The 20,449-nt window shown below is 44.3% G+C and carries 20 protein-coding genes; 11 read left to right on the top strand and 9 right to left on the bottom strand.

The window, feature by feature from the left end; all coding sequences use genetic code 11:
• Nucleotides 1-26: 26 nt before the first annotated feature.
• Genes H4K34_RS05685 through H4K34_RS05665 form a run of 5 tightly spaced genes read right to left on the bottom strand, consistent with a single transcriptional unit; the run spans nucleotide 27 to nucleotide 5,090 of the window.
• A complete protein-coding gene (locus tag H4K34_RS05685; protein WP_210759858.1) occupies nucleotides 27-647 on the bottom strand; it encodes an ABC transporter ATP-binding protein in 621 nt (206 codons plus the stop codon).
• Nucleotides 648-1,430, bottom strand: coding sequence for an acyl-ACP--UDP-N-acetylglucosamine O-acyltransferase (gene lpxA, locus H4K34_RS05680; RefSeq protein WP_210759857.1), 783 nt, complete (start codon nucleotides 1,428-1,430; stop codon nucleotides 648-650).
• Nucleotides 1,430-2,830: a bifunctional UDP-3-O-[3-hydroxymyristoyl] N-acetylglucosamine deacetylase/3-hydroxyacyl-ACP dehydratase gene (locus H4K34_RS05675; protein WP_210759856.1), complete on the bottom strand. Its 1,401-nt coding sequence runs from the start codon at nucleotides 2,828-2,830 to the stop codon at nucleotides 1,430-1,432. The genes lpxA and H4K34_RS05675 overlap by 1 nt, the downstream gene beginning before the upstream one ends.
• Nucleotides 2,827-3,840, bottom strand: a complete 1,014-nt coding sequence (gene lpxD / locus H4K34_RS05670; RefSeq protein ID WP_210759855.1) for a UDP-3-O-(3-hydroxymyristoyl)glucosamine N-acyltransferase — start codon at nucleotides 3,838-3,840, stop codon at nucleotides 2,827-2,829. Before lpxD ends, H4K34_RS05675 begins: the two co-directional genes overlap by 4 nt.
• A gap of 26 nt (nucleotides 3,841-3,866) precedes the next feature.
• A complete protein-coding gene (locus H4K34_RS05665; protein ID WP_210759854.1) occupies nucleotides 3,867-5,090 on the bottom strand; it encodes an HD domain-containing protein in 1,224 nt (407 codons plus the stop codon).
• A 42-nt stretch (nucleotides 5,091-5,132) separates the two neighbouring features.
• Here H4K34_RS05665 and porX point away from each other — a divergent pair, with 42 nt between their 5' ends.
• The 7 genes from porX (at nucleotide 5,133) to H4K34_RS05630 (ending at nucleotide 11,272) form a co-directional block, all read left to right on the top strand.
• Nucleotides 5,133-6,692: a T9SS response regulator signal transducer PorX gene (gene porX / locus H4K34_RS05660; protein WP_210759853.1), complete on the top strand. Its 1,560-nt coding sequence runs from the start codon at nucleotides 5,133-5,135 to the stop codon at nucleotides 6,690-6,692.
• A 201-nt stretch (nucleotides 6,693-6,893) separates the two neighbouring features.
• On the top strand, nucleotides 6,894-7,715 hold the full coding sequence (locus tag H4K34_RS05655; RefSeq protein ID WP_210759852.1) for a YHYH protein: 822 nt from the start codon (nucleotides 6,894-6,896) through the stop codon (nucleotides 7,713-7,715).
• A 64-nt stretch (nucleotides 7,716-7,779) separates the two neighbouring features.
• Nucleotides 7,780-8,301 (top strand): toxin-antitoxin system YwqK family antitoxin, encoded by a 522-nt coding sequence (locus H4K34_RS05650; RefSeq protein ID WP_246452205.1) that lies wholly within the window; start codon nucleotides 7,780-7,782, stop codon nucleotides 8,299-8,301.
• Nucleotides 8,302-8,308: 7 nt separating this feature from the next.
• A complete protein-coding gene (locus tag H4K34_RS05645) occupies nucleotides 8,309-8,953 on the top strand; it encodes an SCO family protein (protein WP_210759851.1) in 645 nt (214 codons plus the stop codon).
• Nucleotides 8,954-9,086: 133 nt separating this feature from the next.
• Nucleotides 9,087-9,488, top strand: coding sequence for a hypothetical protein (locus H4K34_RS05640; RefSeq protein ID WP_210759850.1), 402 nt, complete (start codon nucleotides 9,087-9,089; stop codon nucleotides 9,486-9,488).
• A gap of 151 nt (nucleotides 9,489-9,639) precedes the next feature.
• Nucleotides 9,640-10,071, top strand: a complete 432-nt coding sequence (gene tsaE, locus H4K34_RS05635; protein ID WP_210759849.1) for a tRNA (adenosine(37)-N6)-threonylcarbamoyltransferase complex ATPase subunit type 1 TsaE — start codon at nucleotides 9,640-9,642, stop codon at nucleotides 10,069-10,071.
• Nucleotides 10,064-11,272 carry an alanine dehydrogenase gene (locus H4K34_RS05630; protein ID WP_210759848.1) on the top strand — a complete coding sequence of 403 codons (1,209 nt, stop codon included), beginning with the start codon at nucleotides 10,064-10,066 and terminating at the stop codon, nucleotides 11,270-11,272. Before tsaE ends, H4K34_RS05630 begins: the two co-directional genes overlap by 8 nt.
• Here the strand turns inward: H4K34_RS05630 and H4K34_RS05625 are convergent.
• Nucleotides 11,261-12,022 (bottom strand): class I SAM-dependent methyltransferase, encoded by a 762-nt coding sequence (locus H4K34_RS05625; protein ID WP_210759847.1) that lies wholly within the window; start codon nucleotides 12,020-12,022, stop codon nucleotides 11,261-11,263. The two genes, H4K34_RS05630 and H4K34_RS05625, sit on opposite strands and share 12 nt — an antisense overlap.
• Nucleotides 12,023-12,099: 77 nt before the next feature.
• Between H4K34_RS05625 and H4K34_RS05620 the strand changes: the two genes are divergently transcribed.
• Nucleotides 12,100-12,456 carry a hypothetical protein gene (locus H4K34_RS05620; RefSeq protein WP_210759846.1) on the top strand — a complete coding sequence of 119 codons (357 nt, stop codon included), beginning with the start codon at nucleotides 12,100-12,102 and terminating at the stop codon, nucleotides 12,454-12,456.
• Between the two features lie 2 nt (nucleotides 12,457-12,458).
• Here H4K34_RS05620 and H4K34_RS05615 read toward each other — a convergent pair whose 3' ends face one another.
• On the bottom strand, nucleotides 12,459-13,625 hold the full coding sequence (locus H4K34_RS05615) for a proline dehydrogenase family protein (RefSeq protein WP_210759845.1): 1,167 nt from the start codon (nucleotides 13,623-13,625) through the stop codon (nucleotides 12,459-12,461).
• Between the two features lie 164 nt (nucleotides 13,626-13,789).
• Here H4K34_RS05615 and aroB point away from each other — a divergent pair, with 164 nt between their 5' ends.
• On the top strand, nucleotides 13,790-14,854 hold the full coding sequence (gene aroB, locus H4K34_RS05610; RefSeq protein WP_210759844.1) for a 3-dehydroquinate synthase: 1,065 nt from the start codon (nucleotides 13,790-13,792) through the stop codon (nucleotides 14,852-14,854).
• Entirely contained in the window at nucleotides 14,847-16,076 is a 1,230-nt protein-coding gene (locus tag H4K34_RS05605; protein ID WP_210759843.1) for a 3-phosphoshikimate 1-carboxyvinyltransferase, read from the top strand. The genes aroB and H4K34_RS05605 overlap by 8 nt, the downstream gene beginning before the upstream one ends.
• A gap of 515 nt (nucleotides 16,077-16,591) precedes the next feature.
• Here H4K34_RS05605 and H4K34_RS05600 read toward each other — a convergent pair.
• Together H4K34_RS05600 and H4K34_RS05595 are read right to left on the bottom strand one after the other, a co-directional pair.
• Nucleotides 16,592-18,064 (bottom strand): DEAD/DEAH box helicase, encoded by a 1,473-nt coding sequence (locus H4K34_RS05600; RefSeq protein WP_210759842.1) that lies wholly within the window; start codon nucleotides 18,062-18,064, stop codon nucleotides 16,592-16,594.
• Between the two features lie 124 nt (nucleotides 18,065-18,188).
• Nucleotides 18,189-18,803 carry a DUF1684 domain-containing protein gene (locus tag H4K34_RS05595; RefSeq protein WP_210759841.1) on the bottom strand — a complete coding sequence of 205 codons (615 nt, stop codon included), beginning with the start codon at nucleotides 18,801-18,803 and terminating at the stop codon, nucleotides 18,189-18,191.
• A 68-nt stretch (nucleotides 18,804-18,871) separates the two neighbouring features.
• Here H4K34_RS05595 and H4K34_RS05590 point away from each other — a divergent pair, with 68 nt between their 5' ends.
• Nucleotides 18,872-20,428 carry a hypothetical protein gene (locus tag H4K34_RS05590; protein WP_210759840.1) on the top strand — a complete coding sequence of 519 codons (1,557 nt, stop codon included), beginning with the start codon at nucleotides 18,872-18,874 and terminating at the stop codon, nucleotides 20,426-20,428.
• The last annotated feature ends 21 nt before the right edge of the window (nucleotides 20,429-20,449 follow it).

The raw sequence follows: 20,449 nt of genomic DNA, 5'->3' as shown, positions 1-20,449 counted from the left end.
ATGATTTTGAGCAAAAATATTAAAGCCTATTGATAATCGGTCACCCTTAAATGCTGATCACAAAGAAAGCCTTCGTCTTCATTGTAATTTGTACCGATTAAAAGGCTGCGATCTTCGATTTCATTTTCCAATAAGTCCCGAAACCACTGGACTCCCGCTCGATCGAGGTTGGACGTAGGTTCGTCCAGGATAATCAACTTTGCTTCTGAAAAAAGTGCCAAACAAAGTTTAAGGCGCTGCTTCATACCGGAGCTCAGAAAGCGGATTTTTCGCTTTGCGGCCTCTTCCAGCATGGCTTTCTGGACAATATCCTGGGGCCCTAATTGATTTTTGAAAGTGCGAAAACCCTGGGCGGTTTTTAGGAATTCCAGCACAGTGAGTTCTTCGATTAACTCGAAATAGGGAGCGGCATAGGCGATGTTTAAAGCCGCGCTTTGCATGTCTACTGTCTGCCCATCTATAGAATGCTGGAGGCTACCTTCACTAAGGCTCAGAGCGCCGAAAGCTGTTTTTAGAAAGGTGGATTTCCCACTGCCATTGGCACCAAGTATAGCCCAATGACTGCCAGCCTCGATTTCGAGATCAAGGTTTTGAAATACTATTTGACCGGGAAAGCGACGACCGGCCTTCCGGTATTCTAATTTCATTTACTCGAGGCGGAAACCTTTCATAATTCCGGTCTGTGAATTCCGGATAAAAGTGAGAATTTCATCCCGATCCTGGGTAGCTTCGAAGTCGGCTTCAATGATAGATAAAGCCTGACTAACATTGTAATTCTTCTGGAAAAGAATACGGTAAATGTTCTGTACCTCATTGATCTGCTCATTGGTATAACCTCTTCGGCGCAAGCCAATAGAGTTAATACCCGCATAGGAAATAGGTTCTTTAGCCGCCTTTACAAAGGGAGGAACATCTTTACGTACTAATGATCCACCACCTACAAAGGCATGGGTGCCAATTTTGGCAAATTGCTGTACGGCACAAAGTCCACCAATAATGGCCCAATCGTCTACTTCAACGTGACCGGCCAGGAGTACACCATTTACAACGATGCAGTTTTTACCAATTACGCAATCGTGCGCTACGTGAGCGGTGGCCATAATTAGGCTATTATCGCCAATTACAGTTTTGCCCAGGGCCTTGGTGCCTCGGTTGATGGTTACAAATTCACGGATGGTTACATTATTTCCGATTTCTACGGTACTGTCTTCTCCTTCGAATTTCAAATCCTGAGGAATGGCAGAAATCACAGCACCCGGGAAAATTCGGCAGTTTTTACCGATGCGGGCACCTTCCATAATAGTAACATTGGATCCAATCCAGGTACCTTCTTCAATCACCACATTTTTATGGATGGTGGTGAAAGGTTCGATTACCACGGTGGGGGCAATCTTAGCACTGGGGTGGACGTAGGCGAGAGGTTGATTCATTATTTGTTCTTTTCTTTAACGATCTGCGCCATCATTTCGGCTTCACAAACCAGTGAGCTGCCTACATAGGCTTTTCCGGTCATCTTTACGATGCCGCGGCGGATCGGTTCTGTCATCACCAATTTAAAGATCAAGGTGTCGCCAGGAACAACTTGTTTCTTGAAACGAACATTGTCAATCTTTAAGAAGTAGGTGAGGTAGTTTTCGGGGTCGGGTACGGTGCTTAGGGCCAGAATGCCTCCGGCCTGTGCCATTGCTTCCACTTGCAGTACGCCTGGCATAACCGGAGCTCCCGGGAAGTGACCTTCGAAGAAAGGCTCGTTCATGGTTACGCTTTTAACCGCCATAACATGATCTTCACTAATCTCCATCACCTTGTCTACCAAGAGGAATGGTGGGCGGTGGGGGAGAATGTGCTGAATTTCAGTTACGTTATAAACCGGTTTTTGGTCGGGGTCATAAGCCGGAATATCGGCGCGTTGCATTTGTTCTTTCATGGCTTTGGCTAACAGTTTGGCGAAAGTAGTATTGGCTTTGTGTCCAGGTTTTGAAGCAATAATTTTTCCCTTAATAGGGGCACCCACTAAACGAAGGTCGCCAATTACGTCCAATAATTTATGACGGGCGGCTTCATTTGTGAAGTGTAAATCAAGGTTATCCAGAATTCCATTGGATTTAACGGATACCTGATCTTTCTTGAATGCCTTTTTTAATTTCTCCAGTTTTTCAGGTGAAAGCTCCTGATCCACATAAACGATGGCATTATTTAAATCGCCACCACGAATTAATCCGTGGTCGAGTAGTAGTTCTAATTCATGCAAAAAGCTGAAGGTACGGCAAGGGGCAATTTCGGATTTGAAATCACTCATTTTATTGAGTTGGGCACTTTGGCTACCTAAAACCTTAGTGCCATAATCTACCATTACCGAAACTTGATATTCATCGGCGGGAACGGCAATCAGCTCTACATCTTCCTCAGCATCGTAAAAACGAATGCTTTCCTTGATTTCAAAATACTGTTTGTCTTTATCCTGAGCTTGAGTACCCGCTTCTTCTAATACCTTAACGAAGGGTAGGCTGCTGCCATCCATAATTGGCATTTCGGGTCCGTCCACTTCAATAAGGCAATTGTCGATATCCAGTCCAGTAAGGGCCGCTAAAACATGCTCCACTGTGCTTACCGCCGCAGCGCCTTTTTCGAGGGTAGTGCCTCGCTCTGTATGGGTTACAAAACTGGCCAGAGCAGGAACCTCGGGGGCTCCATCCAGATCTACACGTTTAAAAACTACTCCGTAGTCGACTGCTGCCGGTTGAAAATGTAAACTTACTTCGGCTCCGGTATGGAGGCCAAAGCCAGAGATTTTAACGCTCTGACTTAAGGTGTTTTGTGGCTTGCTCATGAACCTTTGATGCTTTTTTGGAGCTCGCTAATTAATTTGGGCAATTTGCGGAAATATACATAGGACTTACGGTAATCAGAAATCCCAAAGGCGGGACTGCCCATGATTACGCTGTCATCTTCAATATTATTCATAATTCCACTTTGGGCGGCAATCTTTACCCGGTCGCCAATTTTAAGATGACCGGAAATACCAACCTGACCACCAATCATACAATTAGCACCTACCTTGGTGGATCCTGCAACACCTGCCTGTGCGGCGATTACGGTGTTTTCACCAATCTCCACATTATGCCCGATTTGAATCAGGTTGTCGAGTTTTACTCCCTTACGGATGATAGTCGAACCCAAGGTAGCACGGTCAATTGTAGTATTGGCACCGATCTCTACCCCATCTTCAATGCGAACATTTCCGATTTGTGGCACTTTAGAATATTCAGATCCTTTCGGCGCAAAGCCAAATCCATCCGCTCCAATGATTACTCCGCTATGGATGCTCACCTGATTACCAATTTGGCTATCGCGGTAAACATGCACTCCACTTTGAATAAGGCATGCTTCGCCAATGCGGCTATTGGGGCCAATCACCGTGTTGCCATAGATCTTAGTGCCTTTACCAATCTTAACACCGGCTCCTATTTGACAACCGGCTCCGATGTATACATCTTCGGCGATTTCAGCTGAATCGGCAATAATAGCACTAGGCTCAATGCCAGTCTCGGTATTTTGTAAACTGCTGTAGGCTTCTAGTAATTTCGCAAAAGCACCATAGGCATCTTTTACCCGAATGAGGGTAGAGGCAATTGCATTTTCGGGCTTAAAATCTTCCGAAACAATTACAATCGATGCTTGGGTCTCGTATATATAGGAGGTGTATTGCGGATTGGCTAAGAAGCTCAGAGTACCGGGCTTTCCTTCTTCGATCTTGCTGAGATTGTGGACTTTAACCTCGGGGTTGCCGTCTACTTTACCCTGCAGCATGTCGGCAATTTGTTGCGCGCTGAATTCCATTGGTCCAAAAGTACAAATAAAGGCTCTTAGGAGCTGAGTAAGGATTTAGGGCTAAATAGGAAATATTTAACCACTGGTTTTGCTAAGGCGCTGATATTTAGTTGATCCGCTGCTTCGGTAATATCTACCAGGCTACCATCCTTATAAAGTAAATTAATGCGATCTTTTTCCGGGTTGTAGGCATTGTTGCTTATTTCCTGTTGGAAGATCAAGTAGCGGGCATCTTTTTCACTAATTCCGTATTTCTCGGTGGCCGCTTTTCTGAGCTCCAACATTTCATCTTCCGTCCAGGGATGATCTTGCATACGCACCCCTAATAAATTTCGGTCGAGCAGTCGATTGCAAAGCATGGCCAAAGTGGTGTCATCGCTTTTACGCCATTCCTTAATAGCTGCCATAATATCATTATCGTCCAGCTCAGCATATTGTGCCACCAAGGCCTTTCTGCCTTCCGGTAAAGCACCGCTTAAAAATGGTCTTAGCACCGATGGCATGGGCATACGGTCGGTATAAATCATGCGGGCTCTTTTCAAGATTTGAATTAGCAGATACTCGGCTCCTAAAACCGTTTTATGCAAATAGACCTGCCAATACATTAAGCGGCGGGCCACAATAAATTTTTCTACGCTGTAAATGCCTTTGGAGTCGACTACAATCTGATCATCGGCCACATTGAGCATGGTGATCAATCGCTCTGAATTAATTTTCCCTTCGGTAACACCGGTGTAGAAACAATCCCGACGTAAATAGTCGAGGCGATCCATATCCAGCTGAGAGCTAATTAATTGATGTAGGAATTGCTTGGGGTAACGATCCATAAAGATGTCGATGCCCAATTGTAATTTACCTTCGAACTCCAAATTGAGCTCTTCCATAAAGGCTAGTGAAAGAGCTTCGTGATCGATACCGGGCACGATGGAATTTTCCAGAGCATGGGAGAAGGGACCATGACCGATATCGTGTAAAAGTATCGCAATGTATACGCCTTCTTCTTCTGCTGGCGTAATTTCGTGGCCTTTCTCACGAAGGAGGTGAACGGCTTTCCGCATTAAATGCATGGCGCCAAGCGCATGATGAAAGCGGGTATGATAGGCTCCGGGGTAAACCAAATAGGTTAATCCCAATTGAGTGATTCTCCTTAATCGTTGGAAATAAGGGTGTTCCAGCAAATCAAAAATAAAGGGGCTGGGAATCGTAATGAAGCCGTAAATCGGATCGTTAAGTATCTTAAGCTTATTGGTACGCCTCAAAATTGTATACTTGTTGGGCAGGGTAAATTCGAAAACGAAAATATGGACAATATTCAAATCCTTTGGGTTGATGACGAGATAGATCTTCTGAAACCTCATATATTATTTCTGGAAGCCAAAGGTTACCAGGTAGACACAGCCAATAATGGCTCCGATGCACTGGATATGGTGCAGGAAAAACGCTACCAAATGGTCTTTCTGGATGAGAATATGCCAGGTATGGATGGCCTGGAAACTTTACAACATATCAAAGAAAAGTTCTCAACTCTGCCGGTGGTGATGATCACGAAGAGCGAGGAGGAGAGCATTATGGAAGATGCGATTGGTTCGCAGATCAGCGATTATCTGATCAAGCCGGTAAATCCCAATCAAATTCTGTTAACGCTTAAAAAGCATTTGGAAAACCGCCGCCTGGTGAATGAGAAAACCACCAGCAATTACCAGCAGGAGTTTCGTCAATTGGCGATGGACCTATCCATGGTGCGCGATATCGAAGGTTGGGAACAGCTTTTTAAGCGCTTAACTTATTGGGAACTGGAATTGGATAAACTTGAGGATGAGAGCCTGAATGAAATTTTACGTTCTCAAAAGAGTGAGGCCAATGCCCAATTCTTCCGCTTTGTACAAAACAATTACGAAGATTGGTTCGCCTATCCAGAGGATGCGCCCATAATGAGTCATACCCTGGTGCAAAACTGGGTGCGCCCAAGTTTGGATAAGGATCAACCCTTTTTCCTGGTGGTGATTGATAACCTTCGTTACGATCAATGGAAGGTGATTCAGCCCGAGATTGAAAAGTACTTTAGTATAGAAGAAGATCGTACCTATTGGAGCATCTTACCTTCTGCCACTCAATTTGCTCGAAATTCCCTTTTCGCAGGATTAATGCCAGCGGAGATCAAGAAACGCTTCCCCGATAAATGGGTGGAAGACAATGAGGATGATGAGGGTAAGAATAATTATGAGGCCGACTTTTTTGCGGATAATCTCAAGCGCTTAGGCTTTGGCAGCCGCAGCATGGGCTATGAGAAAGTAACCAATCATAATTACGGTAAGAAGCTCTCGGAGAACCTCAATAATTTACTGAAAAATGAGGTGAATGTTATTGTCTACAATTTTGTGGATATGCTCAGCCATGCTAAAACCGATATGAAGGTGATTCGCGAATTAGCGGATAATGATAAAGCCTATCGATCTTTAACCTTGAGCTGGTTTCGCAATTCACCTCTTCTGGATATGCTGCGCCAATTAAGTGAAAAGAAGATTCCCGTGCTTTTAACTACAGATCATGGAACTATTAATGTGGTAGATCCAACTAAGGTGGTGGGCGATCGTAGTCTCAATACCAATTTGCGCTACAAGAGTGGTCGCGGTATGAGTTATCAAGGGAAGGATGTTTTGGAGATTAAAGTTCCGGAGGCAGTGCATCTGCCCAAGCAAAATATCAATAGCGCTTACATCTTTGCTAAGGAAGATTTGTTTTTCGCCTATCCCAATAACTTCAATCACTATGTGAAGTACTATCGGAACACCTATCAACATGGAGGGGTGAGCTTAGAGGAGATGATAATACCCTTCGTAAATCTAAGCCCAAAATCCTAAGTAAATATTTGAATTAGAAGGTCAGAAACATTCGATTATCCGTCGATTGTTTCTGACCTTTTTTTGTTTTCAATGGAGTTTGCAAGCATTTTAATGTTCATTAAAACAGGTATTTGAGGCGGAGGCAAAAAATATTTTTCTTTTCAAATTAAACTATCCTCGACTTCCTAAGTCTACAAGAGGTACTAATGATTTATACTTATGAAAAGAAAAGCATTAAGCGTTTTATGTTCAGCACTGCTGATATCTGCTTGTAATAAGGAGAGCGACACTGACAACTCAAATACTTCCAACCAAAACAACTCCAGCCTACACGCTGCTTTTTCGGAGTTCGATTCGGATAACTTCACAATTTATCTAGATGGATCTGAGGTAGTGCTGGAATCAAATGGATTGCCCAATCATACTTCACCCTATTGGTCAAATACCACCGCTAGAACCGCAACTGATCCCATGGGAAATACCTTAACTACCCCTGCGGCATCCGTTAATCATCCTTTATTTGTGGAGCCTACGGTGACTAGCTATCAAGATATGGCCCCAGGGAATATTGATGATTTTAATGGGAGCTATACTCTGCGAGTTCCTGCTAATCCCAGTATTGCTAGCAGCAGCACTTCAACCGGATTGGGAGCCATAGGAATGGCAGTCAGTGGTTCCATGATTTACAATGATGAAGAAGGGCCTAATGTTCCCTTGAATGATGCTGTGGTTTCCTTGGATTATACTGCAGCCCACACCGGACCGCAGAGTTACCATTACCATTTGGAGCCAAAAGCATGGAGCGATGACGACGATGCTTTGCTAGGAATTATTGCAGACGGCTTTTTCATTTACGGAAGAAAATGTCATTCTACCGGTACCTATCCAACAGATTTGGATGCTTCTGGCGGACATACTTCAGTAACCCAGCATAATAGTGAAGGCGAATACCATTATCACATTCAAAATTCTGCTTATCTGGGAGAGTATTATATCATCTTCCCCGGGGATTATCAGGGAACACCTAATGCGATTCAATAAGTTTTATAGCCTACTTCTAGGGCTCATTGTAGTCGCTTGTAACTTCAAGGCTGAGCCGCTTCAATTGACAGAGTCTAGAGTTTTGGATGATGCTATTATCGTGTCAAGCGACTCCTTGATTTTGAATAGGCTTAGCGGAGAGGTTTTTTATAGAGGATTGCCATTTACGGGAACCGGGATTTCTCGCTATCCAGATGGAAGTCGGGCCAGCTCAATTGAATATTCTCAAGGGAAGAAACATGGGCTCTATCGTAAATGGTTTGCCAATGCAAGCCTAAGTTATGAGGCCAATTATGTAGAGGGAAAATTAAGTGGTGAATCGCGAAGCTGGTGGCGCAATGGAAAGCTCCGAACCCTTTCTAATTTTAAGGAGGGGGTGCCAGATGGAGAGCAGCTACAATATTATAAATCCGGGCTTTTATTTAAGAAGCTACAGCTCGCAATGGGTAAAGAAAGTGGCTTGCAACAATCTTGGCGAGAAAACGGAAAATTATTTAATAACTATGAAGTTAAGGATGGCCGTATTTACGGACTTAAACGCTCTAAGCTCTGTTTTCAATTGGAAGAGGAAGGACTGGAGTTTTAGGCATGGCATGGCTATTTTTTGCCTGTCCCTCGCATTGGTATCTTGTCAGACTGGAGAGAAGGAGCAAGTGGCCAGCATTTCGGAACTGCCTTATTATAATGAGGCTAGTTTTACTCCGCATTGGCTAGAGCCCAATTCTACTGAATTAAAGGACTTTCATAAGATTCCTCCCTTCCAACTTATTAATCAGGAAGGCGATTCCATTAACGAGAAAACCTTTGAGGGAAAGATCTATGTCGCTGATTTTTTCTTTACCTCTTGCCCGGGTATTTGCCCTAAAATGACCACTAATATGTCCTTACTTCAGAAGGCATTCTTAGATGATAATGAAGTGTTATTGCTCTCTCATTCCGTCACTCCAGACTATGATTCGGTTAGCGTTTTGAAAGACTATGCCCAGGCTCATCAGGTGATTTCTGGCAAATGGCATTTGGTTACTGGTGATCGCGATTTGATTTATAGTTTGGGGCGTAAAGGTTATTTCGTAGAGGAGGATTTAGGACTCGTAAAAAGCAGTGATGACTTCCTGCATACGGAGAATTTTGTGTTGGTAGATAAGCAGCGCAGGATCCGCGGAATCTATAATGGATTAAACCTCAGTTCTGTTAATCAACTTATACTTGATATAGAAAGTCTTAAGCAGGAAGGCTAATTGCGGGGAGCTTACCGAAACCAAGGATAATCAGGATCTCGAGAGCAGTTTGCGTTTATCTAGGGTAAATCAAAATTACTTTTCGATTAGAATTATGTATTCTAGCCTTTAAAACCTGATAATTCATTTTTCTATGAAAACCGTACCCTTTTTTATTGTATTGATTTTTAGTTTGTTCAGTTTCACGATGTCTGCCCAATATCGGCCCAGTGGACAGGTTGATACTGATCTTAAGCTGTATACCAGCTCTGAAATACGAGCTTTTCTGAGGAATCAAGATGCTAAGCCGGACTTAAAAAGATTTGCAAACCGATCCCAAGTTTATACAATCATTAGTTATCCGTTTTATTCAGCCGCAATTGCGAGCGCAGGTACAGCTGTTTTTGGCTTGGCAATAATCAGGGATGCTGAATTTGCAGGCCAAGTTTTTTTAGTTTACGGAGGGATCGCCGCTGGCTGTTACGCTGTTGGTAGATTGCTTACTTATGGCTCTAAGTCGCAGCTTAGGCAAGGTTTGTTGGTCTATTATTTTTAGTGGGTTCCAAAGCTTGGCTGCATTCCAGACTTCCAAGGCCAGTTCGCTGCTTTTTCTTTCCTGTTGAATGAGTTTATTGCCTTGCAAACTTTTTAAACCTTGATTCATTTCGACTTGTAGGAAGATTATGGGAAGGCTTTAAATTTGTGTAATGGTCAGTCACACATTTGAAATAGCCAGTCAAGCTGAATTGGCAGATTTGGCACCCCAAATAGTAGTAGCTCTAAAGGATTCTTTAGTCTTGTTTAAAGGAGAAATGGGAGCGGGTAAAACCACTTTAATAAAATCTCTTTGCAAAGCATTAGGGGTAAAGGATGAGGTAAGCAGCCCTACCTTTTCTTTGGTTAATGAATACCAGGGAGCTAAGGGGGAGCAAATTTTTCATTTCGATTGGTACCGTCTCGAAGATGAATCCGAAGCCTGGGATATGGGCTGGGAAGATTACCTCGATCGCGGAGATTACCTCTTTATGGAGTGGCCTGAAAAAATTAGTACCTTAATACCCCCCGATTTTGCCTTGATTGAAATCGAAGTTACTTCGGCCGAAAGCCGCATTATCCGCTTAAGTCACCACCATGAGTAAGCCTGAATTTTTAAGCTTTTCCTCTTCCGAATTAATGCCTCAGGAGGAGGTTTTGGAAGTGCAAAAATCCCGACAGCATTTGCAGATCGGCATCCCTGCCGAAACTTGCTTGCAGGAGAAACGAATTCCTCTTACCCCCGATGCGGTAAACCTATTGGTAGAGCACGGTCATGAAGTGATTGTAGAAACCAATGCGGGTTTAAATGCCCATTATTCAGATCAGGATTTCTCTGAAGCCGGTGCTAAAATCGTCTACTCTGCAAAGGAGGTGTTCGAAGCGGACATGATCGTTAAGGTGGAGCCACCTAGCGATGAGGAGATTGAATTGATGAAGAAAGGCCAAACCTTAATTTCGGCCTTGCAGTTAAAAACCCGCCGTAAAAAGTACTTCAAAGCTTTAATGAAGAAAGGGGTTACGGCCCTGAGCTTCGAGAATATTGAAGATGAAGATGGCATAGTGCCCGTGGTTCGCAGTATGAGCGAAATTGCTGGAAACACCTCCATCCTAATTGCGGCCGAATATCTTAGCAATGCCAATGAAGGCAAAGGCTTTATGCTGGGCGGCGTTTCGGGTGTACCACCTACTGAAGTAGTAATTATCGGAGCAGGAACGGTAGGAACCTTTGCGGCTCGCACGGCTTTGGGTTTAGGGGCCAATGTGAAGGTTTTTGATCGCTCACTTTCCAAATTGCGCCGCCTGCAATCCATGCTCAATAATATTCCGATTTATACCTGTGTAATTCAGCCTAAAATTTTGGAAAAGGCCTTGATGCGCTGCGATGTGGCAGTAGGGGCCATTCGTTCCGAAACGGGGCGCACTCCTTGTGTGGTTACTGAGGATATGGTTCGAAAAATGAAGCCTGGTAGTGTGGTGGTAGATGTAAGTATCGATCAGGGCGGTTGCTTTGAAACCAGCGACCTTACCAGTCATGATCAACCGGTATTCCGCAAATTTGATATTGTGCATTATTGTGTGCCGAATATTGCTTCTAGGGTAAGTCGGACCGCCTCCTTTTCGCTTAGCAATATTATGGCGCCCGTCCTGCTTTCCATCGGTGAAGCTGGAGGGATCGAAGAAGTGCTGCACTTGCAGAGACATATCCGCAAAGGTTTATACCTCTACAAAGGAAATTTGGTTCGGAAAGGAATTGGTGAGTGGTTTGATCTGCCTTATGCAGAGGTCGATCTTTTATTCGATTAAGCTTTTCAATTTAGCTTTGAAGTTATTGAGTACCCCACCGCTTTGCTGGTCGGGGATAGCAACCACATCCGCTTTGTAAGCATCCATGCTAAAGCGCGCAATCTGATCAATACGATGTTCCTGTCCAGGTAAATGAAAGATGGCCCAGTTTTGACCATTTGGATGTGGCCAGTCGCATACTTTCATCTTTAAGCCAAATTCTCGCCAAGCCCAATCTTTAACGGTATTCGGGCGATAGGAAACACAACCGGGATACACCCATTCTTCCCCTTCATAATCTTCTTTGCCCCAAATAAAGGTGGCGACAAAAATGCCCTTGGGGTTTAAACTTTGACGAACTTCTTTTAAGCAGGCACGAATTTGCGAGCCGCTGGCATGTGAGAAGATACTTTGAGCCAGAATGAAATCGAACTTTTCTTCGAATTTGCTAATCTCAAAATTGGCCCCGTTTAAGAATTTCGGTTGTTTAAGCTCTACTAAGTCCTGACCTAGCTCTTGGCTTACCGCTTCATCGATTAGCCATTGATTAGGCTCAATTCCGTAATAATTACCGCTGTTGAGGTAGGGGATGAGCAATTTACCAGCTCGAAGAGAGCCGCAACCAATATCGCATAAAGTGTGATCGGCCCGCAAACCTGCGGCTGTGAGCAAGGTAAACTGCAGAGCGCCTAAAAGATCGTATTTCAAAGGCGGTCCTACAAAGGCCTTATAATGCTCGTCTCCCGCCTGTAAATTTTTTAGATCCATCATTTTTTTACGGATATCTTGTGTAAAGGTCTTAAAAAAATGTTCGGCCCTTCTACCTTTGTCGCCATTGAATACAGCGTATGCGCATCGGAAGAAAAATCCTCTATTATTTACTCGGAGTAGGCTTAGGTAGCCTTTTAGTCTTTTTCATTTTTGGCGACCGAGATATCGAATGCAATTATTTTCCTAACGATCGCGTGCTCTACGACCTACGCTTGAAGGAAATTCAGTTGTCACCAGAAGTGAACTCTGCGGATACCGTCGATTTACAATACGCTTTGGAGCGTGCTCGCGTAGACTTCAATAAAAGTGAAATCAATGACGAGGGCTGCAATGTTTATCATCTCGATTTAAAAGATCGAATGAAGAGCTTCCGCATTGAGAACTGCGATTCTATTGCTACTGTTTTGGCGGTATCGCCAATGGAGACCAACTAGAATTAGTCCAGTCCGCGTCGCTTCATTTCCTTTTTAATGAGGCTAAGCTCTCTACCACTTTGACCAGAGGCACTGGAATTTTCTTCCGCCCGACGAATCAAATAGGGTAGGGTTTCGGTAACCGGCCCGAAAGGCAGGTACTTCACCACATTATATCCGGCCTTGGCCAAATTAAAGCTGAGGTTATCACTCATGCCGTATAATTGGCTAAACCAAACCCGATCATCTTTAGGGTCGAGTTTCAGTTCATTTACCTTTTCGGCCAAAAGTCGGGCGCTTTCCTCATTATGACTACCAGCCACTACCAGAATGGTGTCCAGGTGTTCCATTAAGAAACGGATGCCATCATCATAGCTTTGGTCGCTATCGGCTTTGGTGGCATGAATGGGATCGGGGTATTTTTTATCGGCCGCGCGATCACGTTCTTTCTCCATATAGGCACCACGCACCAATTTGGCTCCGTAGAAATAGCCTTTTTCACGGGCTTCGTGGTAAGAGTCTTTTAAGAATTGAAGGCGATCCTTGCGATACATCTGCAGGGTATTAATTACCACCACTCGATCGCGGTTAAAGCGCTCCATCATTTCGCGGGCCATCTCATCAATGGCTTTCTGAATCCAGCTTTCTTCGGCATCAATCATAATGCGAAGGCCATATTTATTGGCGGTATAGCAGATTTCCTCCATCCGGCTTTTAGCACGTTCCCAAGCGCGGGCTTCCACCTCATTAAAGGGCAGGCCGGCACTATGGCGTTCTAATAAATCAAAGGGTGCAATACCGGTAACTTTAAAAACCCCAAAGGGAATTCCGGGATGACCACCGGCATATTGAATGGTTTCTACGATTTCGTCCTTGGTGGCATTAAAGTCGGCTTCGGTTTCCTTGCCTTCCACGGCAAAGTCCAAAAGAGCCGAAACACCATGTTCGCGCAGTTTATCGATAATAGCCTGACATTCCTCAATGGTTTCGCCACCCACGAATTGATCGTACACGGTTTGCTTAACTACCGTTCGGATGGGGAGGCCCAATTTAATGGCCAGGTTGCTGGCACGACGGCCCAGTCCTACTAAACTTGAATTGGCTACCAAGCGAAAGAGCCAATAGGCTTTCCGTAACTGATTATCCGACTTTAAGATAAAAGCGGTTTTGGTATCGTTGAAGTCTAACATCTCGCAATTTTTAAGAGGCTTGCAAAACCTTATCCCTCATCTGTTTACTCGTTTTAGGGGAGCTCAATTTTGCAGCGACGAATTACATACTAATTTACTGCAAATCCAAGTCCCTTCCGGCGATTCCCATCACTATTCCGAAGAGCCTGCTTACCTTTGATTTTATGATCGATCAACTGGAGAAATACGGGCTCTTTTTCGAAGAAAGGGCCTTGGCGCAATTCCAATCCTTAGTTCGGAATAAGGACTATTCTAAGATTGCGGTACTCTGCGATTCCAATACCCATGATCAATGCTTGCCAGGCTTTCTGTCTCAGCTTCCTGATTTGGATCCGAATAAATTGGAAGTTGTAGAATTAGAGCCGGGTGAGGATACCAAATCTCTGGAAGTACTGGCTCAGCTTTGGGATGCCTTCGGGGCCCTGGAAATGGATCGCCATAGTTTATTGATCAATTTGGGTGGTGGAGTGATTAGCGATCTGGGAGGATTTGCCGCCGCGACCTATATGCGGGGAATCGATTTTGTGAATTTTCCCACTTCCCTGCTAGCTATGGTGGATGCTTCTGTTGGTGCTAAAACGGGCATTAACTTCGGGGCCTATAAAAATCGCATTGGTCTGTTTACAGAACCACTAATGGTGGGCATTTTACCCGAGTTTCTCGATACTTTGCCTGAGGAGGAGTTTCTTTCGGGATGGGCCGAAATGTTGAAACATGGCCTTATTGCTGATGCTAAACATTATCGAGCTCTTATTCGGCGAAAGCCAACTGCTGCTCAAATTGATTCGGCCTTAATTGCCCATTCGGTAGCTATAAAAGCCAGGGTGGTAAGTCAAGATAAGCATGAAGGTGGACTGCGTAAGATTTTAAATTTCGGTCATAGTATTGGGCATGCCTTGGAATCCTGGCATCAGCAGGCGGGACAGCCCTTAAGCCATGGTTATGCCGTGGCCCTGGGGATGCAAGTGGAGCTTTCGCTCTCGGCCGCTTTCGCGGGATGCGATATCAATGAAGTGCAGGCTTTGCAAACTGATATTCAGAAACTCTATTCTGTTCCCAAGCTCAAACCCCAAGCTGAGGACTTAAAGACCTTGCTTTTAGGAGATAAGAAAAATAAGGGTAGCCATTTACACTTTAGCCTGCTTCGCGAATGTGGGGTAGGAGTTTATGATATTGAAGTGCCCATGCAATCGGTTTTGGAGCGTTACAATCAATGCTTTCATGACTAAGCTTCGACTTTCACATCCGAGCGGAATAGTGCGCGGTCGCATTCAATTGCCAGGCTCAAAAAGTGAGTCGAATCGCTTTTTGATTCTAAAAGCATTGTATGCTCCGGAAATGCAATTAAGTGGTCTTTCGGATAGTAAGGACAGTGAAATCTTGCAGCAACTTTTAGCATCTTACCCCAATCAAAAGGAGCTTAATGCCGGAGATGCAGGAACGGCCATGCGGTTTTTCACGGCCTTTCTAGCTACGCAAAAAGGTGAATGGATATTAGATGGATCTGAGCGCATGCGGGAACGTCCGATAGCACCTTTGGTCAAAGCTTTAAGCGATTTAGGGGCAGAGATTGAATACCTGGAAAAACAGGGATTCCCACCCTTAAAGATCAAGGGTCGTAAGCTAAAGGGTGGCTTGTTGCATATTGATGCCAGCCTATCCAGTCAATACCTTTCCGCTTTGATGATGATTGCTCCTTCTCTGGAGCAAGGCCTCGAAATGCGATGGGCTGGGCAGCCGGTTTCAATGCCTTATATCTACCTCACGGCTAATTGCATGCGCCGTATGGGTTTTAAAGTTTTTGTACTGGGCAATGAAGTACGCATTCCAGCTCAAACAGAACTTGATTTCCCTAAACAAATGACGGTGGAACCAGATTGGTCTGCCGCCTCTTATTGGCTAGCCATGGCGGCTTTGGCGCAGGAAGCGGAAATCTATTTACCCGGATTCAGGCAGTTCAGTATGCAGGGTGATTCTATTGTTGCTCAATTGATGGCACCCTTAGGAGTAGATCAAACTTTTATCGGTTCCGGCATTCGTATTCATAAAGCCGAAGCATTGCCAATACCGACTCAAATAAACTTATTGGATACACCGGATTTGAGTCAGACCTTAATTCCGGCTTATGCTGCTAAAGGGCATTCAGTACAATTCACCGGACTGCAAACCTTGCGGATAAAGGAAACGGATCGCATTGCCGCTTTGCAAAAAGAATTGCAGAAATTCGGGCAGCAATCTGAAGTTGGAAAAGACTTCCTTCATTTAAAAGGTGGCTTCCAAACCAGCTTGCAAAGCATTGCAACTTATGGAGACCATCGCATGGCCATGGGCTTTGCCGCGCTGGCCTTATTGCATCCTATTGAAATCGAAAACCCTGAAGTAGTAGGAAAGTCCTATCCTGCCTTTTGGGAGCATTGTAAGGTGCTGGGCTTTGAATTGGAGGAGTTCTAGGCTCGAATTGCAAATTCGTCAAAAGCCGAGTATGTTTTCTACCGCCCGCTGCGCTAAAGGAGCAAAGAAGCAAAGTGTCGCAAAGGAGCTCTAGGATTGAATTGCAAATTCGATTCAATTTTTAGGCACCATCATTAAAATAAGAGTCTCCCTTTTGCTATCCAAAATAGTATGAAAGATTTTGTGCACCTTTAGTAGAGCTGAGGTCTAAGCTCCTTATCATCTGCGTTGATTGTCGGCTTATTTATTTAAAATCCTCTTCATCTTTTTTAAAAAGCTCAGCTACTTTTTAGAAAAGCAGCTGAGCTTTTCCTTAAAACATGCTGATGTTTGGAATAAAACAAGCGGATAGATGGACAAGAGCATGCTGATACTTGATTTAAGCAATGCTGAAAATTCAATCCAGTGTTAGGCGGCATCACGAAATCTATCGTCTACCGTCTATCCTCTAATTTCTCTTGAAAGAATAGTACCAGCTACAAACGACAAACGACTAGCTACCAACTACCAGCTAACTACTTCTTCTTCCGCTTTGCATTCGGACGATTATGTCCATGCTTGAAAGGCTTGCGCTTGGCTTTGAAGGAAGGACCTCCGCCACCGGGTTTGCCGCTTCGGTTGCCTCCTTTTTTTCCGCCTCTGAAATTACCACCACGGTCTTTGCCATGGTTTACATTCAGGCTTTCCTCATTTTGGAGGTTTAATTTAGAAGCTTCGAAGGCAATTACCTTGGCCATAAACTCCTCTTTGGAAAGGTTTCCCCAAAGGTTTTGTAGCTCGGCCATCATGCCAGAAGGAATATTTCCTTTGATCGGTTGATTCAGGATTTGCTCGCCCCAAGTTTTTAAGCGGAGGTCAGCGATATCGTCCACTTCAGGAATTTGTACCTGACGGAAATTGATACCTAAATCTTTTTCCAAACGACGCAGTTTTCCTTGATCACGAGGGCCAATCATCGCCAAAGAGATTCCTTTCTTACCCGCGCGAGCGGTACGTCCTGAACGGTGGGTATAGTAAGAAGGATCATCTGGTAAAGAGAAGTGGAAAACGTGGGTGAGATCATTCACGTCAATACCACGGGCGGCTACGTCGGTAGCAATCAGAACCGGTAATTCGTGGTTCTTGAAACGCTTCATAACGCGGTCGCGTTGTACCTGGCTGAGGTCACCATGCAAGGCATCGGCCCCATAACCATCTTTCATTAGCTCTTCAGCTAAGGATTGGGTATCCAATTTGGTACGACAGAAAACCACCGCCCTGATTTCGGGGTCGAGGTCAATAAAGCGCTTCAGGGCCAGGTTCTTCTGGTGGTGACGAACGTGAACTACCTGATGATCGATATTTTGATTTACCTGTTGCTTTTGATCGATTTTCACCTCGAAAGGTTGATGCATATAAGTATCAACGATGCGGCGAATTTCTTTCGGCATAGTAGCCGAGAAAAGCCAGGTCATTTTTTCTTTAGGGGTATAAGCCAGGATTTCATCCAAAGCTTCCTTAAAGCCCATATTCAGCATTTCATCTGCTTCATCCAGAACCAAAATTTCGAGGTTCTCAAGATTTACCGCACGACGCTTAATCAAGTCGATCAAACGGCCGGGGGTAGCGATGAGGATATGCTGAGGCTTATGCAGCGCCTTCATTTGAGTTTGAATATTCGCACCACCGTAAACAGTGAGGATATTCATTTTGTCCAAATACTTCCCGAAGGATTGTAATTGCTCTCCGATTTGCTGTCCTAATTCCCGGGTGGGAGCCAAGATTAATGCCTGGGTGTGAGGGAACTCAGGGTCAATGCGTTCCAATAGGGGTAAGCCAAAGGCGGCTGTTTTACCAGTACCGGTTTGGGCTAAACCAATTAAATCACGGGCATCATCTAAAAGGGCAGGAATGGCTTGCGCTTGGATGGGAGATGGGGTTTCAAAGCCCATTTCGTCGAGGGCGCGGAGGACTTCAGGAGACAGTCCAAGTTCAAAAAAAGAGCTCAAAAAAGATCGCTTAAAATTCGCTGCAAAGGTCGACTAATTATTTGAATTGCAGCTTAAAAAGAAAATGAGCTGCAATATTAATTTTTTAGAGGAAGTTTGGTTCTCTCTTTTTATGAGCTCATTTTTAATGTTTTGGCTCGTATCGTACTCCGGCTTTAATGAAATAATTGAGTCGGTTTTCCCGAGGAGGAATGGGGCAGGAGTACCTTCCGTTATAGGCGCAGTAAGGATTGTAGGCTCGATTGAAATCGATAAGAAGCGAATCGCCCTGAGGCAAACGCAAATCTAAATAGCGTCCACCACCATAACTGCCAAAGCCATTAGAATGATCTGTAAAGGGGACGAAAAGATAATCCTGGTATTGAGGCATTTTGATTAATCCGAGGTTTTGATAGATCTGTAAGTGGAATAAACTGTCACCCAATTGGAAGTGGGCTATAGCATATTGCTTGTAAACCGGTTTACGGTCGGTGGTGGTAGGCATTTTAAAGGGCTCGGAATCTGGTGTCAATTCAATTTGTGCCCATACTATAAAATTGGTGTCAAGCGGATACCAATCCAAACTACTGAAGTTTTGGCGATCCTCTTCTTCCAAGGGAGATTCGGCGGAGTCAGCGAACTCTAAATTTTGATCGAGGCGATACTCATAATTTAACCAAAGGAGGCTATCCATTAAAGCGGATTGAGCACTAAGATTTGCTCCGATTAATAGGCTTAAATAGAGAAGGATGTTTCGCATTCTTCAAAGATAAGGAAAGCCTATAGTCATTAATTGGCTACCTTCGGACTAAACCATTACTGATTAAAATGAAAAATTATGTCCTTTTATGGGGCTTGGGGCTGCTCATTTTAAGTGCTTCAGCCTGCAAAGAACTTGAGTACAAATGGCATTACCGTGATGTGCAGGATGCCGTGCATAAAACTCAGGATATTCCAACAGAGAGTATTTTAAAGGCCCATCTGAAAAATGGTGAGGTCTACTTTTTCCCAGGTGCCTGGTGGGTAGATACCAATAGCAGGGCCGTACAAGGGATGGCTTATCACTATGATGCCAATCGTGATTTTTTAGATAGTGCAGAACGAAGCTTACCCATCGCTTCGGTTAGTCTCTTTGAGGTAAATAAAGAGCTGGATATTAGTTCCGGGCATCAAATGTTGGCCCCCCTAACGGTGGTTAATATAGGCTTGTCCTTCGTGTGTCTGGCTAATCCTAAAGCTTGTTTTGGCTCTTGTCCTACCTTTTATACCGTGGAGGATCAGGGCCTTTTTTCGGCTCGAGCCGAAGGCTTTTCCAATGCTATTTGTCCTTCTTTGGAATATGCCGATATCGACGATCTGAAGATTTCGGAGTATTCGGATTCCCTCTTCACCTTAGTGATGAAGAACGAAGCGCAGGAAACCCATGTTTTGCGATCGGTTCAATTAGTTGCCCTGGCCCAGAATGAAGGGGAGCGCATTTACCAAAGCCGTATAGGTGATTTTTATGCCACCCAAGGATTATGGATGCCTCGCAATAATGCGCTTTTAGCTGCTGCTGATGGTCAGGAGTATTTTTCTGAGGCGGATGCGGAGAATCTAGCTTCCAAGGAGGAGTTGATTTTAGAATTTGATGTGGATCCCTCTCAAGAAGATCTGGGCTTGGTACTCGATTTTCGTCAGACTTTAATGACGACCTATTTTATTTATTCCGCCCTTTCCTATATGGGTGATGAGGTGGCAGACATTATCGCCAAATTTGAGAATAGTGGCGATTTGTATGAAACCATGGACAAGGGCCTCAAATCGGAATTAGGGGAACTGGAAGTCTATCTCTGGAATGAAGAAGCTCAGCGCTGGGATTTGCAAGGATCATTCTATGAAACCGGGCCTATTGCTATTAACCGACAGATTTTGGATTTGGCGCATCAGCCGAAAGGTCCTTTGAAATTAAAACTAGTAATGAACCTTGGCTTATGGAGAATTGATCGTGCTGCTATTTGCTCCATTCAGCGGAAGCTAGAACCACAGGCCTTGAAGCCAATTGCGGTGCGTAAGGCGGGAATAGTATCAGCGCAAGCAAAAACCGAATTGAATGATCCGGATTTACAATTAGTTTCCATGCCGGGCGACTATTTTGAGTTGGATTTTTCCTTAGATCCGAATCAAAACTATGCGCTCTTTTTAAAAGCCGAAGGTTATTATTTGGAATGGATGCGCAAGGAATGGTTAGCAGATAAAGATCTTTGGAAACTACGACAGATGTTTAAGCAGCCTGCACTTTATCTTAAGCGAGAAGCAGAGGCATATAAGATTTACGAGCAGAATATGGAAGAAGTATTCTGGTCTTCTCAAGTGCCCGCAGAACCATTGACCCTCAAACCTTAATGCTGCTGATTATGAAAAATT

Source organism: Croceimicrobium hydrocarbonivorans, assembly GCF_014524565.1.
In the GTDB taxonomy this organism is placed as follows: Bacteria; Bacteroidota; Bacteroidia; order Flavobacteriales; family Schleiferiaceae; genus Croceimicrobium; species Croceimicrobium hydrocarbonivorans.
The sequence above is the reverse complement of the archived record's forward strand: the minus strand, read 5'-3'. Positions and strand labels throughout refer to the sequence as shown.

Excerpts from the sequence above, each read along its gene's own strand:
- H4K34_RS05685 (WP_210759858.1), bottom strand. The coding sequence starts at position 647 with ATGAAATTAGAATACCGGAAGGCCGGTCGTCGCTTTCCCGGTCAAATA.
- lpxA (WP_210759857.1), bottom strand. The coding sequence starts at position 1,430 with ATGAATCAACCTCTCGCCTACGTCCACCCCAGTGCTAAGATTGCCCCC.
- H4K34_RS05675 (WP_210759856.1), bottom strand. The coding sequence starts at position 2,830 with ATGAGCAAGCCACAAAACACCTTAAGTCAGAGCGTTAAAATCTCTGGC.
- lpxD (WP_210759855.1), bottom strand. The coding sequence starts at position 3,840 with ATGGAATTCAGCGCGCAACAAATTGCCGACATGCTGCAGGGTAAAGTA.
- porX (WP_210759853.1), top strand. The coding sequence starts at position 5,133 with ATGGACAATATTCAAATCCTTTGGGTTGATGACGAGATAGATCTTCTG.
- H4K34_RS05655 (WP_210759852.1), top strand. The coding sequence starts at position 6,894 with ATGAAAAGAAAAGCATTAAGCGTTTTATGTTCAGCACTGCTGATATCT.
- H4K34_RS05645 (WP_210759851.1), top strand. The coding sequence starts at position 8,309 with ATGGCTATTTTTTGCCTGTCCCTCGCATTGGTATCTTGTCAGACTGGA.
- H4K34_RS05640 (WP_210759850.1), top strand. The coding sequence starts at position 9,087 with ATGAAAACCGTACCCTTTTTTATTGTATTGATTTTTAGTTTGTTCAGT.
- tsaE (WP_210759849.1), top strand. The coding sequence starts at position 9,640 with ATGGTCAGTCACACATTTGAAATAGCCAGTCAAGCTGAATTGGCAGAT.
- H4K34_RS05630 (WP_210759848.1), top strand. The coding sequence starts at position 10,064 with ATGAGTAAGCCTGAATTTTTAAGCTTTTCCTCTTCCGAATTAATGCCT.
- H4K34_RS05625 (WP_210759847.1), bottom strand. The coding sequence starts at position 12,022 with ATGATGGATCTAAAAAATTTACAGGCGGGAGACGAGCATTATAAGGCC.
- H4K34_RS05620 (WP_210759846.1), top strand. The coding sequence starts at position 12,100 with ATGCGCATCGGAAGAAAAATCCTCTATTATTTACTCGGAGTAGGCTTA.
- H4K34_RS05615 (WP_210759845.1), bottom strand. The coding sequence starts at position 13,625 with ATGTTAGACTTCAACGATACCAAAACCGCTTTTATCTTAAAGTCGGAT.
- aroB (WP_210759844.1), top strand. The coding sequence starts at position 13,790 with ATGATCGATCAACTGGAGAAATACGGGCTCTTTTTCGAAGAAAGGGCC.
- H4K34_RS05605 (WP_210759843.1), top strand. The coding sequence starts at position 14,847 with ATGACTAAGCTTCGACTTTCACATCCGAGCGGAATAGTGCGCGGTCGC.
- H4K34_RS05595 (WP_210759841.1), bottom strand. The coding sequence starts at position 18,803 with ATGCGAAACATCCTTCTCTATTTAAGCCTATTAATCGGAGCAAATCTT.
- H4K34_RS05590 (WP_210759840.1), top strand. The coding sequence starts at position 18,872 with ATGAAAAATTATGTCCTTTTATGGGGCTTGGGGCTGCTCATTTTAAGT.